Here is a 14042-nt window from a genome sequence, read left to right on the forward strand (position 1 = left end):
GTTGATAGGCCAGATGTGGAAGCCCGGTAACGGGTGGAGCTGACTGGTACTAATAGGCCGAGGGCTTGTCCTCAGTTGCTCGCGTCCACTGTGTTAGTTCTGAAATAACGAACGGCCGTGACTGTGCTTGATTAAGCGCAGTATCCGGTGTTGGTTAATTTCATAGTGTTTCGGTGGTCATTGCGTTAGGGAAACGCCCGGTTACATTCCGAACCCGGAAGCTAAGCCTTTCAGCGCCGATGGTACTGCAGGGGGGACCCTGTGGGAGAGTAGGACGCCGCCGAACAATTATTCCGGGAAAGCCCCGTGCCCTTGTGGCACGGGGCTTTTCTGCGTTCCCGGCCCGTTCCGCCCCCCTGTGCACCGTCTCCCGAGGACTGAGGGTAGGGTCAGGGGGCATCATTGGCACGTTCTTCACAGGAGGCCCCCGGGTGGAGGTCCAGGAGACTCGAGTTCAGACGGACCGAGTACTCACCATCCCCAACATCCTCAGCATGGCTCGCCTCGTCGGGGTCCCGCTTTTCCTGTGGCTGATTCTTCGCCCCGTGTTCGGTGGGCCCAACAGCGATGGCTGGGCCCTGCTCGTACTGATGCTGAGCGGTGTCAGTGACTACCTCGACGGCAAGCTCGCCCGGAAGTGGAATCAGATCAGCAGTCTGGGCCGGCTCCTGGACCCGGCCGCTGACCGTCTCTACATTCTGTCCACCCTTGTCGGGCTCACCTGGCGCGAGATCCTTCCGCTATGGCTGACGGCCGCGCTCCTCGCCCGGGAGCTGATGCTGCTCGTCATGGTGGCAATCCTGCGCAGGCACGGCTACCCGCCGCCCCAGGTGAACTTCCTCGGCAAAGCTGCAACCTTCAACCTGATGTACGCCTTCCCCTTGTTGCTGCTCAGCGACGGAAGTGGTTGGCTGGCAACGCTGGGTACGATTTTCGGATGGGCGTTCGCCGGATGGGGTACAACCCTCTATTGGTGGGCAGGGATCCTGTACGTGGTCCAAGTCCGCCGTCTGGTCAAGGCGGACGCAGTAGCCGATTAGCCCGTTGTCGTGGCGCCGTGCAGAGTCGCCGGCCCGCACCGCTCGCCGGTGCTGCCCCGACGGGTGAAGTCGGCTGGACCGTCGTCTCTTCGAGGAGGACGTTACCGACATGAAGGCCGTCGTGATGGCAGGCGGCGAAGGCACACGCCTTCGTCCCATGACTTCGAGCATGCCCAAGCCGCTCCTGCCCGTGGCCAACCGGCCCATCATGGAGCACGTGCTGAGGCTGCTCAAACGGCATGGGCTCAACGAGACCGTCGTCACCGTCCAGTTCCTCGCCTCTCTCGTCAAGAATTACTTCGGCGACGGCGAAGAACTTGGGATGGAGCTCAGCTATGCCAACGAGGAGAAACCACTCGGCACCGCGGGCAGTGTGAAGAATGCCGAGGAAGCCCTCAAGGACGACACCTTCCTCGTCATTTCAGGCGACGCGCTCACCGACTTCGACCTCACGGATCTCATCGCTTTCCACAAGGAGAAGGGCGCACTCGTCACGGTGTGCCTGACCCGGGTTCCGAACCCCTTGGAATTCGGGATCACCATCGTGGACGAAGACGGGAAGGTCGAGCGCTTCCTCGAAAAGCCGACATGGGGCCAGGTCTTCTCGGACACCGTGAACACGGGCATCTACGTCATGGAGCCCGAGGTATTCGACTACGTCCAGGCCGACACCTCCGTGGACTGGTCGGGCGACGTGTTCCCCCAGCTCATGAAAGACGGCAAGCTCATCTGCGGTTACATCGCGGAGGGCTACTGGGAGGACGTGGGCACGCACGAGAGCTACGTGAAGGCCCAGGCCGACGTGCTCGAGCGCAAGGTCGACGTGGAACTGGACGGCTTCGAGATCTCCCCCGGGGTCTGGGTGGCGGAAGGTGCCGAGGTCCATCCGGACGCTGTCCTCCGGGGCCCGCTCTACATCGGCGACTACGCCAAGGTCGAAGCGGGCGCGGAAATCCGCGAACACACCGTGATCGGCTCGAACGTGGTCGTGAAGTCCGGTGCTTTCCTGCACCGGGCCGTCGTCCACGACAACGTGTACGTGGGTGAGCACAGCAATCTCCGCGGCTGTGTCATCGGAAAGAACACCGACGTCATGCGGGCGGCCCGCATCGAGGACGGCGCGGTCATCGGCGACGAGTGTCTCATCGGCGAGGAATCGATCATCCAGGGCAACGTCCGGGTGTATCCGTTCAAGACCATCGAAGCCGGCGCCTTCGTCAACACCTCGGTCATCTGGGAGTCGCGCGGACAGGCACATCTCTTCGGAGCTCGCGGTGTCTCCGGAATCCTCAACGTCGAGATCACACCGGAGCTTGCCGTACGGCTCGCCGGTGCCTACGCGACGACGCTGAAGAAGGGTGCGACGGTGACCACCGCGCGTGACCACTCCCGTGGTGCCCGCGCACTGAAGAGAGCCGTCATCTCCGCACTGCAGGCCAGCGCCATCGACGTACGTGACCTGGAGAACGTGCCACTGCCCGTCGCGCGTCAGCAGACCGCCAGGGGCAGTGCCGGCGGGATCATGATCCGAACGTCGCCCGGTGTGCCCGACTCGGTCGACATCATGTTCTTCGACGAGCGGGGTGCCGACCTCTCCCAGGCGCGGCAGCGGAAGCTGGACAGGGTCTACGCGCGGCAGGAGTACCGCAGGGCCTTCCCCGGCGAGATCGGGGACCTGTACTTCCCGTCGAGCGTCTTCGACTCCTACACGGGCTCCCTGCTCCGCAACGTCGATACGGCGGGTATCGCCGACGCGGGTCTCAAGGTCGTCGTCGACGCCTCCAACGGCAGCGCCGGGCTCGTCCTGCCCAGCCTGCTCGGCCGCCTCGGCGTCGACGCGCTCACGATCAACCCCGGGCTCGACGAGTCCCGGCCGACCGAATCCGCGGAGTCGCGCAGGGCCGGCCTGGTGCGTCTCGGTGAGATCGTGTCCTCCGCACGCGCTGCCTTCGGCGTGCGTTTCGACCCGGTCGGTGAGCGGCTGTCCCTGGTGGACGAGAGGGGCCGCATCATCGAGGACGACCGGGCCCTGCTGGTCATGCTCGATCTCGTGGCGGCCGAACGGCGGAGCGGGCTGGTGGCGTTGCCGGTGACGACCACGCGCGTCGCCGAACAGGTCGCTGCCTATCACGGCACGCAGGTGGAGTGGACGACCACGTCCCCGGACGACTTGACACGGGTGGGTCGGGAAGACTCCACGATCTTCGGTGGCGACGGCCGGGGCGGGTTCATCATCCCCGAGTTCAGCAGTGTCTTCGACGGCGCCGCCGCCTTCGTCAGGCTCATCGGTCTGGTGGCGAGGACGCAGCTCACGCTCAGCCAGATCGACGCCCGCATTCCCCGCGCCCACGTGCTGCGCCGCGACCTCGCCACCCCGTGGGCGGTCAAGGGTCTGGTCATGCGCCGGGTCGTGGAGGCGGCGGGCGAGCGCAGCGTGGACACCACCGACGGTGTCCGGGTCGTCGAGACAGACGGCCGTTGGGTGATGGTCCTGCCGGACCCGTCCGAGGCGGTCACCCATCTGTGGGCGGAAGGACCCGACGAGGCGGCTACCCAGGCGCTGCTCGACGAGTGGGCGGCCGTCGTGGACAGCGCGGGCGACTGAAGCCGGTGACCTCGGCCCGGAAGCCCTTGCACGGCGGCTTCCGGGCCTATGGCGGGCGCATTCGGCGGCGGCAGCCATGACGTGCGACGATGTGCGGCATGTCGCAGCCGCCCCCCGATCGGAGTAGCGCAACGCCGCCTCCCCGCCCCGACGCGTCCATGTCGCTGCTGACCACGGTGATGGAGCACAGCCTCGACGAGGGATACGCCGAGGCCTCGGCACGTCGCAGGGCGGACGGCAGCGCCGGTATGCCGCGCACGCTCAAGGCGAAGATCGGCCTGGCGGCCGGGCTGGTGCTTGCCGCCCTCGTCGTGACCCTCGGCGCCGCGGAGGCCCGGGTCGCGGCCCCGGTCCTGGCCAAGGAGCGCGAGGAACTCATTGACCGCGTCAACGCCGAGACGTCCACGGCAGACGCGCTCGAGAAGGACGTTGAGGCCCTACGCGAAGACGTCGGCGAACGGCAGCGCAAGGCGCTCGAACAGCACGGCGGGGACCAGGGCGGGCTCGTGGCGCTGCTTTCCGGCGCAACTCCGGTCGAGGGGCCGGGCGTCAAGCTGGTCATCGACGACGCGGAGGACACCGACCAGGGCGGTGGTGGCCCGCGTGAGTCCACCGGCTTCGCGGACACGGGGCGGGTGCGTGACCGGGACATGCAGCGCGTCGTCAACGGCCTCTGGCAGTCCGGAGCGGAGGCCGTCGCCATCAACGGGCAACGGCTGACCGCCCTGTCGGCGATCCGTGCCGCGGGCGACGCCATACTGGTCGACAACAGGCCGCTGGTGCCGCCGTACACGGTGCTAGCGGTGGGGGACGGGAAGAAGCTCGTCAGTACTTTCCGCGACAGCGCGGACGGCCTGTATCTGCAGGCGCTGCACGAGAACTTCGACATTCGCACCAGCATCTCCGCCCAGGAGATGGTGCGTCTGCCTGCCGCGCCCAGCCTGATCGTACGAACAGCAGAGCCTCAGGCCGCAGACACGGGCAGTGGTGCGGCAGACTCAGGGAAGGGCACATCGTGATCGCCGTACTGGGCCTCGTCGTGGGAGTCGTGGTCGGACTGTTGGTCCGGCCCGAAGTGCCGGCGGTGGTCGAGCCGTATCTTCCGATCGCCGTCGTGGCAGCGCTGGACGCCGTCTTCGGCGGCCTGCGGGCCATGCTCGACGGGATCTTCGTGGACAAGGTCTTCGTGGTGTCGTTCCTCTCGAACGTCGTGGTGGCGGCACTCATCGTCTTCCTCGGCGACAAACTGGGTGTCGGCGCGCAGCTCTCCACAGGCGTGGTGGTCGTGCTCGGCATCCGGATCTTCTCCAACGCCGCGGCGATCCGCCGCCACGTCTTCCGGGCTTGAGGCCGATGAGCAACGAACAGCACTCGAGCAGCGAGGAACCGCCCGGCCCGCTCCCGGCGGAGACACCCGTGCCCCAGCCGTCGGCCGCGCCCGAGGAGGTCTCCGGCCGTCAGCGGCTGAGGGCCGGGCTCTGGCCGCCCAGGGTGAGCAGGGCTCAACTCATCGTCGCGCTGCTGCTGTTCGTACTCGGCCTTGGTCTCGCGATCCAGGTCCGGTCGAACAGCGACAACAGCGCGCTGCGAGGCGCCCGCCAGGAGGACCTGGTGCGCATCCTCGACGAGCTCGACAACCGCACCCAGCGCCTCGAGGACGAGAAGCAGCGCCTCGACGACCAGCGGACCGAGCTGGAGAACAGCTCCGACCAGGCGGAGGAGGCCCGTAGGCAGACGCTCGAGAAGGAGCGCCAGCTCGGGATCCTTGCCGGTACCGTCGCAGCGCACGGCCCCGGCATCACACTGACCATCAAAGACCCGAGTGGTGCGGTCGAGGCCGACATGCTCCTCGACACCATCCAGGAGCTGCGCGCCGCGGGTGCGGAGGCCATCGAGATCAACGGTGTCCGCGTGGTCGCCAACACGTACTTCTCCGGTGACGCGGGAGACCTGAGGGTCGACGGCCGGAAGGTCGAGGCTCCGTACGAGTTCAAGGTCATCGGCAAGCCGCAGGACCTGGAGCCGGCCCTGAACATTCCCGGCGGGGTGGTGCAGACGCTCGAGAAGGAGCAGGCCACGGCGGAAGTAGCCCGTGCCCAGGACATCGTCGTCGATGCCTTGCGCCCGGCGAAGCAGCCTGATTACGCTCGGTCGTCGTCCCGGTGAGGACGTGGTGCACAGTGGTCGAAGGACACGGGTGCGAGGTTGCGGGGGGTCGGCGCAACGGATCCGTGGCCCGTGGTGGAAACTGTCGGGTGGACACGGACGTTGTGAAGATGTCCGGGTCGGCAGGTGTGTTCGTTCAGGGTTCGTCCTGCCCCACGGGCGGGTCTATTTCGGTCAAGGGGAAACGCCCGTGAAGTTGTTTGCGAAGTTGTTCGGAAAGAGCGCACGCGAGGACAGCGGCAGTGCTGCCCGCCACCGTGCTCCGCGCCAGGGCCAGGGGGCCGAGGAGCAGGGCACTGAGCGCCCGCTCTTCCGCGATGAGATGCCGGGTTCCCCCGGCGGGTCCGGCGCGTCGTCCGGCGGCCCCGCCGGTGCAGGACGCATAGGCTTCGGTGGCCCGTCGGCCGGTGGTGGGCTGGTCTGTCCGAGGTGTGGGCACGACAACGCAGAGGCCGGCCGCTTCTGCTCCAACTGCGGTGCGCCGCTGAGGGGCGGGATTCCCGAGCGCGCCTCGGAAACGACGTCGACGATCTCGATCTCCGGCATCGAGGCGTACGAGGCCGAGGCGACAGGCCAGACGGTCCTTCCGTCGCTCTCGCCCGAGGCTCAGGCCGCGGTCGACGCCCTGCCTGCGGGATCGGCGCTCCTGGTGGTCCGCCGAGGCCCCAACTCGGGCAGCCGGTTCCTGCTGGACGGTGACCTGACGACGGCCGGCCGGCACCCGCAGGGTGACATCTTCCTGGACGACGTGACCGTGTCGCGGCGCCATGTGGAGTTCCACAGGAATTCGGACGGTAGTTTCACGGTGGGCGACGTCGGCAGTCTCAACGGCACCTACGTCAACCGTGAGCGCATCGATTCCGTCGCGCTGTCCAACGGCGACGAAGTCCAGATCGGGAAGTACCGACTGGTCTTCTACGCGAGTCAGCGAGGCGTGTGACCCTTCCCCGGACTCCGTCCGGGGGGACCCCCAGGAAGGTCCATGCTGCGAACACCGACAGGCGGTGCCGGTCACGGCACCGCCGCCGCGGTCGAGCGTGCGATGAGCATCGGCACGGTGCTCCTCCAGCTGCGCGACGAGTTCCCCGAAGTCACCATCTCCAAGATCCGCTTCCTGGAGGCGGAAGGGCTCGTCGAGCCGGAGCGGACACCATCGGGCTACCGGAAGTTCTGTTCCGCCGACGTCGAGCGGCTGGCCCAGGTCCTGCGGATGCAGCGGGACCACTATCTGCCGCTCAAGGTCATCCGGGAGCACCTGGACGCCTTGGAGCGCGGTGAACAGCCCACCCTGCCCTCCGGAGGAGCACCGGGCGAGCCCGGCGATGCTCCCTGGGACCAGGGCGCCGGACGGACCACAGCCTCCCGCATCGGACGCTCCGAGCTCCTGGCGGCCGCCGGGATCAGCGAGGAGCAGCTCGTCGAGTGGGAGGCGTACGCCCTGGTCGCGCCCGCGGCAGGGGGCAGCTACGACGCCGAGGCCGTGACCGTGGCCAGGCTGGTGGCGGATCTGGGCCGATTCGGCCTGGAACCCCGGCATCTACGGGCTGTGAAGGCCGCCGCCGAGCGGGAGGCCGGTCTGGTCGAGCAGGTGGTCGCGCCCCTGCGCCGACACCGGAATCCGCAGACCAGGGCCCATGCGGAGGCCACCGCGAGGGAGCTTGCGGACCTGTCCGTCCGGCTCCACGCGGCACTCGTGCAGACGGCGCTCAAGGCCGGCTTCCACTGAGTCCGGAGGGGCCCGACTATCCAAACATGGCGAGCACGTCCTAGGGTTGCTGTGTGAACGAGCTCGACGTTGTGGGTGTCCGGGTGGAAATGCCCTCCAACCAACCGATCGTGCTCCTGCGTGAAGTGGGAGGCGACCGGTACCTCCCTATTTGGATCGGCCCTGGGGAAGCGACCGCGATCGCCTTCGCCCAGCAGGGCATGGCTCCGGCCAGGCCGCTGACCCATGATCTCTTCAAGGATGTGCTCGAGGCCGTGGGCCAGGAGCTCACCGAGGTCCGGATCACGGACCTCAGGGAAGGGGTCTTCTACGCGGAGCTGGTCTTCGCCAGTGGTGTCGAGGTGAGCGCGCGGCCTTCCGACGCCATAGCGCTCGCCCTGCGCACCGGTACGCCTATCTACGGCAGTGACGGTGTGCTCGACGACGCCGGCATCGCCATTCCCGACGAGCAGGAGGACGAGGTGGAGAAGTTCCGCGAGTTCCTCGACCAGATCTCGCCGGAGGACTTCGGTACCAACAGCCAGTGACCGTCCGCCGGTGGCCGGCATCAGCGCATCCGACAAGCCGTTCCCGGAAATCAGTCACGGGAAACCACCCTCAGGGTGATTATCACTCGGCGTGCCGAGTGTGGCGATCGTTGACGCACCCCTGGTGACTGCCTACCTTCGAGATGGCAGGTCAAGGACGGAGGTCGGCGTGAGAAGCAGCGGCGACGGTACGGCTGAGGGTGGGCCGTACCGGCAGCACGGCAGTGCGGCCGGCCACTCCATCAGACAGCCGGTTCAGCCGGCAGTGGTGGCAGCGGACGGTGTGGCAGTGGCAGGGGACATCGGCTATCGGGGGCCCACAGCGTGCGCGGCGGCCGGGATCACCTACCGACAGCTCGACTACTGGGCACGCACGGGGCTCGTGGAGCCGAGTGTGCGTCCGGCGTACGGTTCGGGGACTCAGCGTCTCTACAGTTTCAGGGACGTCGTACTCCTCAAGATCGTCAAACGGTTCCTGGACACAGGTGTGGCGCTCCAGAACATTCGCACCACCGTCCAGCATCTGCGGGCCCGCGGGTTCACGGATCTTGAGCGGATGACCCTCATGAGCGACGGGGCGACGGTCTACGAGTGCTCCTCGCCCGACGAGGTCGTCAGTCTCCTCCAGGGAGGACAGGGGATCTTCGGCATCGCCGTCGGCGTTGTCTGGCGGGACGTCGACGTGGCACTCTCGCAGCTCCATGGCGAGCGCATCGACACCGGCGAGACGCTGGTCGGCAACAACCCCGCCGACGAACTGGCCCGGCGGCGCAACCGCGCGGGCTGAGACGGCATCGCCACTGACAACCGCCCCGCACGTGCCGTGCGGGGCGGTTGTCAGTGGTGTAGGGCAGCATCGGTCCATGTGAGACCAGTGCCCACCATCCTGCATCTGGACATGGATGCCTTCTACGCCTCTGCTGAGCAGGCGGCGAAGCCCAGCCTGCGTGGCAAACCGGTGGTGGTGGGCGGCCTCGGCATGCGGGGCGTGGTCGCCACCGCGTCATACGAGGCCCGGCGCCTGGGTGTGCACTCGGCGATGCCGATGGCGCAGGCCAGACGACTGGCGCCCAACGCGGCGTATCTGGTTCCGCGCTTCGCGCTGTACCGGACCGTCAGCGACCAGGTGATGGAGCTGCTCGGCCGGCTCTCCCCGCTCGTCGAGCCGCTCAGCCTGGACGAGGCCTTCGTCGATCTGGAGGCCGGCGGCGTCGCGGACGACTCCGCCTCGGCACGCGCCCTCGGCCTGCAGTTGCGCACGGTGATCAGGGCGGTCACGGGACTCAGCGGATCCGTCGGCCTGGCCGGGTCGAAGATGCTGGCCAAGATCGCCTCGGAGGAGGCGAAGCCCGACGGGCTGATGCTGATCGAGCCGGGCACCGAGCGAGAGCTCCTCGCGCCGAAGTCCGTGCGGATCCTTCCCGGTGTGGGACCTGCCACCGGTGACCATCTCCGGCGAGCCGGGATGACCGTGGTCCAGGACCTCGCGGAGGCCGGTGAGGCGGAGCTCGTGCGCCTGCTGGGCAAGGCGCACGGGGTCGCGCTCCACCGCATGGCCCGGGGCTTCGACGACCGTCCCGTCATCGCGGAGCGCGACGCGAAGTCGGTCTCGGTCGAGGACACCTTCGACGTCGACCTGCACGACCGCGTCCGGGTCAGGACCGAGGTGGAACGCCTCGCGGACCGCTGTGTGCGGCGGCTGCGCGGCGCCGGGCGGTCCGGCCGGACGGTTGTGCTCAAGGTGCGCCGCTACGACTTCTCGACGCTCACCAGGTCCGAGACCCTGCGGGGCCCCACCGACGACCCCGGGGTGGTAAGGGAGGCCGCCGCCAGGCTCCTGGAGGCCGTGGACACCACCGGCGGCGTGCGGCTGCTCGGGGTCGGAGTCACGGGGCTCGCCGACTTCACGCAGGAGGACCTGTTCGCGCAGGCGGCTGAGGCTGAGCAGGCCGGGGTGTCCGCAGCGGCCGACGCCGTCCCGGCCGAACCCGCTGCCACCGGCGAGGAGGAGGCTCTGGAGGGCGCCGTGCTGCTCTCCGCCCGCCGCTGGCCCGCCGGACACGACGTACGGCACGAGGTGCACGGGCACGGCTGGGTGCAGGGCAGCGGTGTCGGCAGGGTCACCGTGCGGTTCGAGGAACCGTGGACGGCGCCGGGAAGGGTGCGCACGTTCCGGGTCGACGACCCGGAGCTCCAGCCGGCTGATCCCCTTCCCCTCGTGCGGGATCCGGTGGACTACTCCTCGTGGCCGGCCAGCCTTCCGAAGTCCCTGTCAGGGGCGGGCGAGCCGGGCGCGGCGGAGTCCAGCCCGTAGTGGCGGTAGAGCTGCAGCTCCTGCTCGGGTGAGAGGTGGCGGCCCACCCCGAAGTCCGGCGCATCCTTGATCAGCGCCCGGTCGAAGGGGATCACCAGCGAGCCGTCGACGAGTTCGCTCGGCTCCAGCGGGACGAACGCGTCCCGGGTGAACAGGCCGGTGCGTACCGCGGCCCATTCGGGCACACCCGTCGCGTCGTCGAGATAGACCTCGTCCACGGTTCCGATCTTGGCACCTAGGCGGTCGAAGGCCTTGCGGCCGATCAGGCTGCGCGGATCGATGTCGGTCTGCACGGTGCCTCCCACTGCTCGCAACTGCGTCAGGGTGGTCGCGACTGCTCCACAGGCACTACAAAAGGCCAGATCCGGGCCGTCGGCCACTCGAGACGGGCATCGCCCGGCCCGCTGGTAGGCTGGAACACGGCTGCTGACCCCGCGCGGGAGAGTCCTTCGGAGCGATCCGGAGGCGCCGAAGGAGCAACTCCTCCCCGGAATCTCTCAGGCCCCCGTACCGCACGGACAAGGCCACTCTGGAAAGCAGGACGGAGTCCATGCGGCACCAGCCGCGGCGGGCACCGCCCTCACCGACGGTGAAAGCCGGTGTGCCGCAGGGCGTGCCGGTGAAGCTCTCAGGTCGAGATGACAGAGGGGGAGGCCGTACGGGCAGCCACGCCGTGGCGCCCCTCGCAGGTCGTGACAGACCAGGAGGCCTCCATCATGACCCCCCGTCGCACTCCGCTCTCCCAGCTGGAGCAGGGCATCCCCTTCGAGCAGCGCCACATCGGGCCCGATGCCGAGGCCCAGGCGAAGATGCTGGCCCAGGTCGGCTACGGCTCCCTCGACGAGCTGACCGCCGCCGCGGTGCCCGACGTGATCCGGAGCGCCGAGGCGCTCGACCTTCCCGCGGCGCGCACCGAGGCCGAGGTCCTGGCCGAGCTGCGGAGTCTCGCGGACCGTAACCAGGTGCTCACCCCGATGATCGGGCTCGGCTACTACGGCACGTTCACCCCGCCGGTCATCCTGCGGAACGTCATGGAGAACCCTGCCTGGTACACGGCCTACACGCCGTATCAGCCGGAGATCTCCCAGGGCCGCCTGGAAGCCCTGCTGAACTTCCAGACGATGGTCGCCGACCTGACGGGGCTCCCGACCTCGGGTGCCTCGCTCCTGGACGAGGGCACGGCCGCCGCGGAAGCGATGGCACTGGCGCGGCGCGTCGGCAAGGTGAAGGACGGCGTCTTCCTGGTCGACGCCGACACCCTGCCGCAGACCGTCGCCGTGATCGAGACCCGCGCCGAGCCGACCGGCGTCGAGGTGGTCGTCGCCGACCTCTCTGACGGTATCCCGGCCGAGATCGCCGAGCGGGGCGTGTTCGGTGTGCTCCTCCAGTACCCGGGCGCGTCCGGTGCGGTGCGCGACATCAAGCCGGTCATCGACCAGGCGCACGAGCTCGGGGCGATCGTCTCCGTCGCCGCGGACCTGCTGGCGCTGACCCTGCTCACCTCGCCCGGTGAGCTCGGCGCGGACATCGCGGTGGGCACCACGCAGCGCTTCGGAGTCCCCATGGGCTTCGGCGGACCGCACGCGGGCTTCATGGCCGTACGCGAGAAGTTCGCCCGCAGCCTCCCCGGCCGCCTCGTCGGCGTCTCCGTCGACGCTGACGGCAACAAGGCCTACCGCCTGGCCCTGCAGACGCGTGAGCAGCACATCCGCCGTGAGAAGGCCACCAGCAACATCTGCACCGCCCAGGTGCTGCTCGCGGTCATGGCCGGCATGTACGCCGTCTACCACGGTCCCGACGGCCTGCGCACGATCGCGCGGCGCACGCACCGCTTCGCCGCCATCCTGGCCGGCGGACTGCGTGCCTCAGGGATCGACGTCGTGCACGACGCGTACTTCGACACCCTCACCGTCCGCGTCCCCGGCGCGGCGGCCGACGTGGTCACCGCCGCGCGCGGGCGCGGGGTGAACCTGCGCCTCGTCGACGGCGACCACGTCTCCGTCGCCTGCGACGAGACCACCACGCGCAGCGCGATCTCCGCGGTCTGGGCGGCCTTCGGGGCGGAAGGGGACATCGAGGCGCTGGACGGCTCGACGCCCGACGCTCTCCCCGAGGACCGGCTGCGCACCGACGCCGTCCTCACCCACCCAGTCTTCCACCAGCACCGCTCCGAGACGGCGATGCTGCGCTACCTGCGCAAGCTCGCCGACCGGGACTACGCTCTGGACCGCGGCATGATCCCGCTCGGCTCCTGCACCATGAAGCTCAACGCCACCGCCGAGATGGAGTCGATCACCTGGCCCGAGTTCGGTGCGCTGCACCCGTTCGCGCCGGCCGAGCAGGCGCAGGGCTTCCTCACCCTCATCCGTGAGCTCGAGGAGCGCCTTGCCGAGGTCACCGGCTACGACGCCGTCTCGATCCAGCCGAACGCCGGCTCGCAGGGCGAGTTCGCCGGTCTCCTGGCCGTGCGCGCTTACCACCGCGCCAACGGGGACCACGGTCGTACGGTCTGCCTGATCCCGTCCTCGGCGCACGGCACCAACGCGGCGAGCGCCGTGATGGCCGGCATGAAGGTCGTCGTGGTCAAGACCGCCGACGACGGCGAGGTCGACATCGCGGACCTCCGCGACAAGATCGCGAAGCACCGCGACGAACTCGCCGTCCTCATGATCACCTACCCCTCCACGCACGGGGTCTTCGAGGAGCACGTCGCTGACATCTGCGGCGAGGTGCACGACGCCGGCGGCCAGGTCTACGTGGACGGCGCCAACCTCAACGCGCTGGTCGGTCTCGCCAAGCCCGGCCACTTCGGCGGTGACGTGTCGCACCTCAACCTGCACAAGACGTTCTGCATCCCGCACGGCGGCGGCGGCCCGGGCGTCGGCCCGGTCGGTGTGCGCGCCCACCTGGCGCCCTACCTCCCCAACCACCCGCTGCAGCCCGCCGCGGGCCCGGAGACGGGTGTCGGACCGATCTCGGCGGCCCCGTGGGGCTCGGCCGGCATCCTGCCCATCTCGTGGGCGTACGTGCGCCTCATGGGGGGCGAGGGGCTGAAGCGGGCGACGCAGGTGGCCGTACTCGCGGCCAACTACATCGCCAAGCGGCTGGAACCGCACTTCCCGATCCTGTACAACGGCCCGGCCGGCCTGGTCGCGCACGAGTGCATCGTCGACCTGCGGCCCATCTCCAAGGCGACCGGTGTCAGCATCGACGACGTGGCGAAGCGGCTGATCGACTACGGCTTCCACTCGCCGACCATGTCGTTCCCGGTGGCCGGCACGCTGATGATCGAGCCCACCGAGAGCGAGGACCTCGCGGAGCTCGACCGGTTCTGCGACACGATGATCGCCATCCGCGGCGAGATCGAGAAGGTCGCCGACGGCACCTGGACCGGCGATGACAACCCGCTGAGCAACGCCCCGCACACCGCGGCCGCGCTCGGCGGGGAGTGGACGCACGCCTACAGCCGCGAAGAGGCTGTCTTCCCGGCCGGTGTCACGCCCTCGGACAAGTACTGGCCGCCGGTGCGCCGGATCGACGGTGCGTTCGGTGACCGCAACCTGGTCTGTTCCTGCCCGCCCCTGGACGAGTACGACCAGTAGGCACTCGGACGCGCGTCGGGGCCGGTTCGGAGAGTTCTCCGGGCCGGCCCCCTGTGTTCCCG

Annotated in this window: 12 protein-coding genes, 2 rRNA genes and 1 riboswitch; of the genes, 13 read left to right on the forward strand and 1 reads right to left on the reverse strand. The window is 68.8% G+C overall.

Annotated elements, in window-relative coordinates:
• From ACFU5K_RS06640 to ACFU5K_RS06695, 12 genes are all read left to right on the forward strand, one after another.
• A 23S ribosomal RNA gene (locus ACFU5K_RS06640) occupies positions 1 to 73 on the forward strand; the annotation flags it as partial.
• A 96-nt stretch (positions 74 to 169) separates the two neighbouring features.
• A 5S ribosomal RNA gene (gene rrf, locus ACFU5K_RS06645) occupies positions 170 to 286 on the forward strand.
• 145 nt (positions 287 to 431) lie between these two features.
• On the forward strand, positions 432 to 1040 hold the full coding sequence (locus ACFU5K_RS06650; protein WP_384057666.1) for a CDP-alcohol phosphatidyltransferase family protein: 609 nt from the start codon (positions 432 to 434) through the stop codon (positions 1038 to 1040).
• Between the two features lie 109 nt (positions 1041 to 1149).
• Positions 1150 to 3645 (forward strand): sugar phosphate nucleotidyltransferase, encoded by a 2496-nt coding sequence (locus ACFU5K_RS06655; protein ID WP_384057667.1) that lies wholly within the window; start codon positions 1150 to 1152, stop codon positions 3643 to 3645.
• A 98-nt stretch (positions 3646 to 3743) separates the two neighbouring features.
• The gene (locus ACFU5K_RS06660; protein ID WP_384057668.1) at positions 3744 to 4664 is read left to right on the forward strand and encodes a DUF881 domain-containing protein; all 921 of its coding nucleotides are present in this window, start codon (positions 3744 to 3746) and stop codon (positions 4662 to 4664) included.
• A complete protein-coding gene (locus ACFU5K_RS06665; protein WP_003970459.1) occupies positions 4661 to 4993 on the forward strand; it encodes a small basic family protein in 333 nt (110 codons plus the stop codon). Before ACFU5K_RS06660 ends, ACFU5K_RS06665 begins: the two co-directional genes overlap by 4 nt.
• Before the next feature lie 5 nt (positions 4994 to 4998).
• Positions 4999 to 5811, forward strand: a complete 813-nt coding sequence (locus ACFU5K_RS06670; protein WP_384057670.1) for a DUF881 domain-containing protein — start codon at positions 4999 to 5001, stop codon at positions 5809 to 5811.
• Positions 5812 to 6001: 190 nt separating this feature from the next.
• Positions 6002 to 6751 (forward strand): FHA domain-containing protein, encoded by a 750-nt coding sequence (locus tag ACFU5K_RS06675; protein WP_384057672.1) that lies wholly within the window; start codon positions 6002 to 6004, stop codon positions 6749 to 6751.
• A gap of 42 nt (positions 6752 to 6793) precedes the next feature.
• Complete coding sequence (locus tag ACFU5K_RS06680) at positions 6794 to 7537, forward strand: MerR family transcriptional regulator (protein ID WP_384057674.1); 744 nt, start codon at positions 6794 to 6796, stop codon at positions 7535 to 7537.
• A 53-nt stretch (positions 7538 to 7590) separates the two neighbouring features.
• Complete coding sequence (locus ACFU5K_RS06685; RefSeq protein WP_006123076.1) at positions 7591 to 8064, forward strand: bifunctional nuclease family protein; 474 nt, start codon at positions 7591 to 7593, stop codon at positions 8062 to 8064.
• A 169-nt stretch (positions 8065 to 8233) separates the two neighbouring features.
• Positions 8234 to 8851, forward strand: coding sequence for a MerR family transcriptional regulator (locus ACFU5K_RS06690; protein ID WP_384057676.1), 618 nt, complete (start codon positions 8234 to 8236; stop codon positions 8849 to 8851).
• Positions 8852 to 8929: 78 nt separating this feature from the next.
• Positions 8930 to 10378, forward strand: coding sequence for a DNA polymerase IV (locus ACFU5K_RS06695; RefSeq protein WP_384057678.1), 1449 nt, complete (start codon positions 8930 to 8932; stop codon positions 10376 to 10378).
• Here ACFU5K_RS06695 and ACFU5K_RS06700 read toward each other — a convergent pair.
• Positions 10300 to 10671 (reverse strand): PRC-barrel domain-containing protein, encoded by a 372-nt coding sequence (locus ACFU5K_RS06700; protein ID WP_384057679.1) that lies wholly within the window; start codon positions 10669 to 10671, stop codon positions 10300 to 10302. The genes ACFU5K_RS06695 and ACFU5K_RS06700 overlap by 79 nt on opposite strands.
• Before the next feature lie 134 nt (positions 10672 to 10805).
• Positions 10806 to 10901, forward strand: a riboswitch (glycine riboswitch).
• A 193-nt stretch (positions 10902 to 11094) separates the two neighbouring features.
• Here ACFU5K_RS06700 and gcvP point away from each other — a divergent pair.
• Positions 11095 to 13980 (forward strand): aminomethyl-transferring glycine dehydrogenase, encoded by a 2886-nt coding sequence (gcvP, locus tag ACFU5K_RS06705; protein WP_384057681.1) that lies wholly within the window; start codon positions 11095 to 11097, stop codon positions 13978 to 13980.
• Positions 13981 to 14042: the final 62 nt, after the last annotated feature.

Source organism: Streptomyces sp. NPDC057428 (assembly GCF_042803195.1).
Lineage (GTDB): Bacteria > Actinomycetota > Actinomycetes > Streptomycetales > Streptomycetaceae > Streptomyces.

Bases quoted from the DNA above. Each gene is read 5' to 3' on its own strand.
- ACFU5K_RS06680 (WP_384057674.1), top strand. From the start codon at position 6,794: ATGCTGCGAACACCGACAGGCGGTGCCGGTCACGGCACCGCCGCCGCG.
- ACFU5K_RS06655 (WP_384057667.1), top strand. From the start codon at position 1,150: ATGAAGGCCGTCGTGATGGCAGGCGGCGAAGGCACACGCCTTCGTCCC.
- ACFU5K_RS06660 (WP_384057668.1), top strand. From the start codon at position 3,744: ATGTCGCAGCCGCCCCCCGATCGGAGTAGCGCAACGCCGCCTCCCCGC.
- ACFU5K_RS06670 (WP_384057670.1), top strand. From the start codon at position 4,999: ATGAGCAACGAACAGCACTCGAGCAGCGAGGAACCGCCCGGCCCGCTC.
- gcvP (WP_384057681.1), top strand. From the start codon at position 11,095: ATGACCCCCCGTCGCACTCCGCTCTCCCAGCTGGAGCAGGGCATCCCC.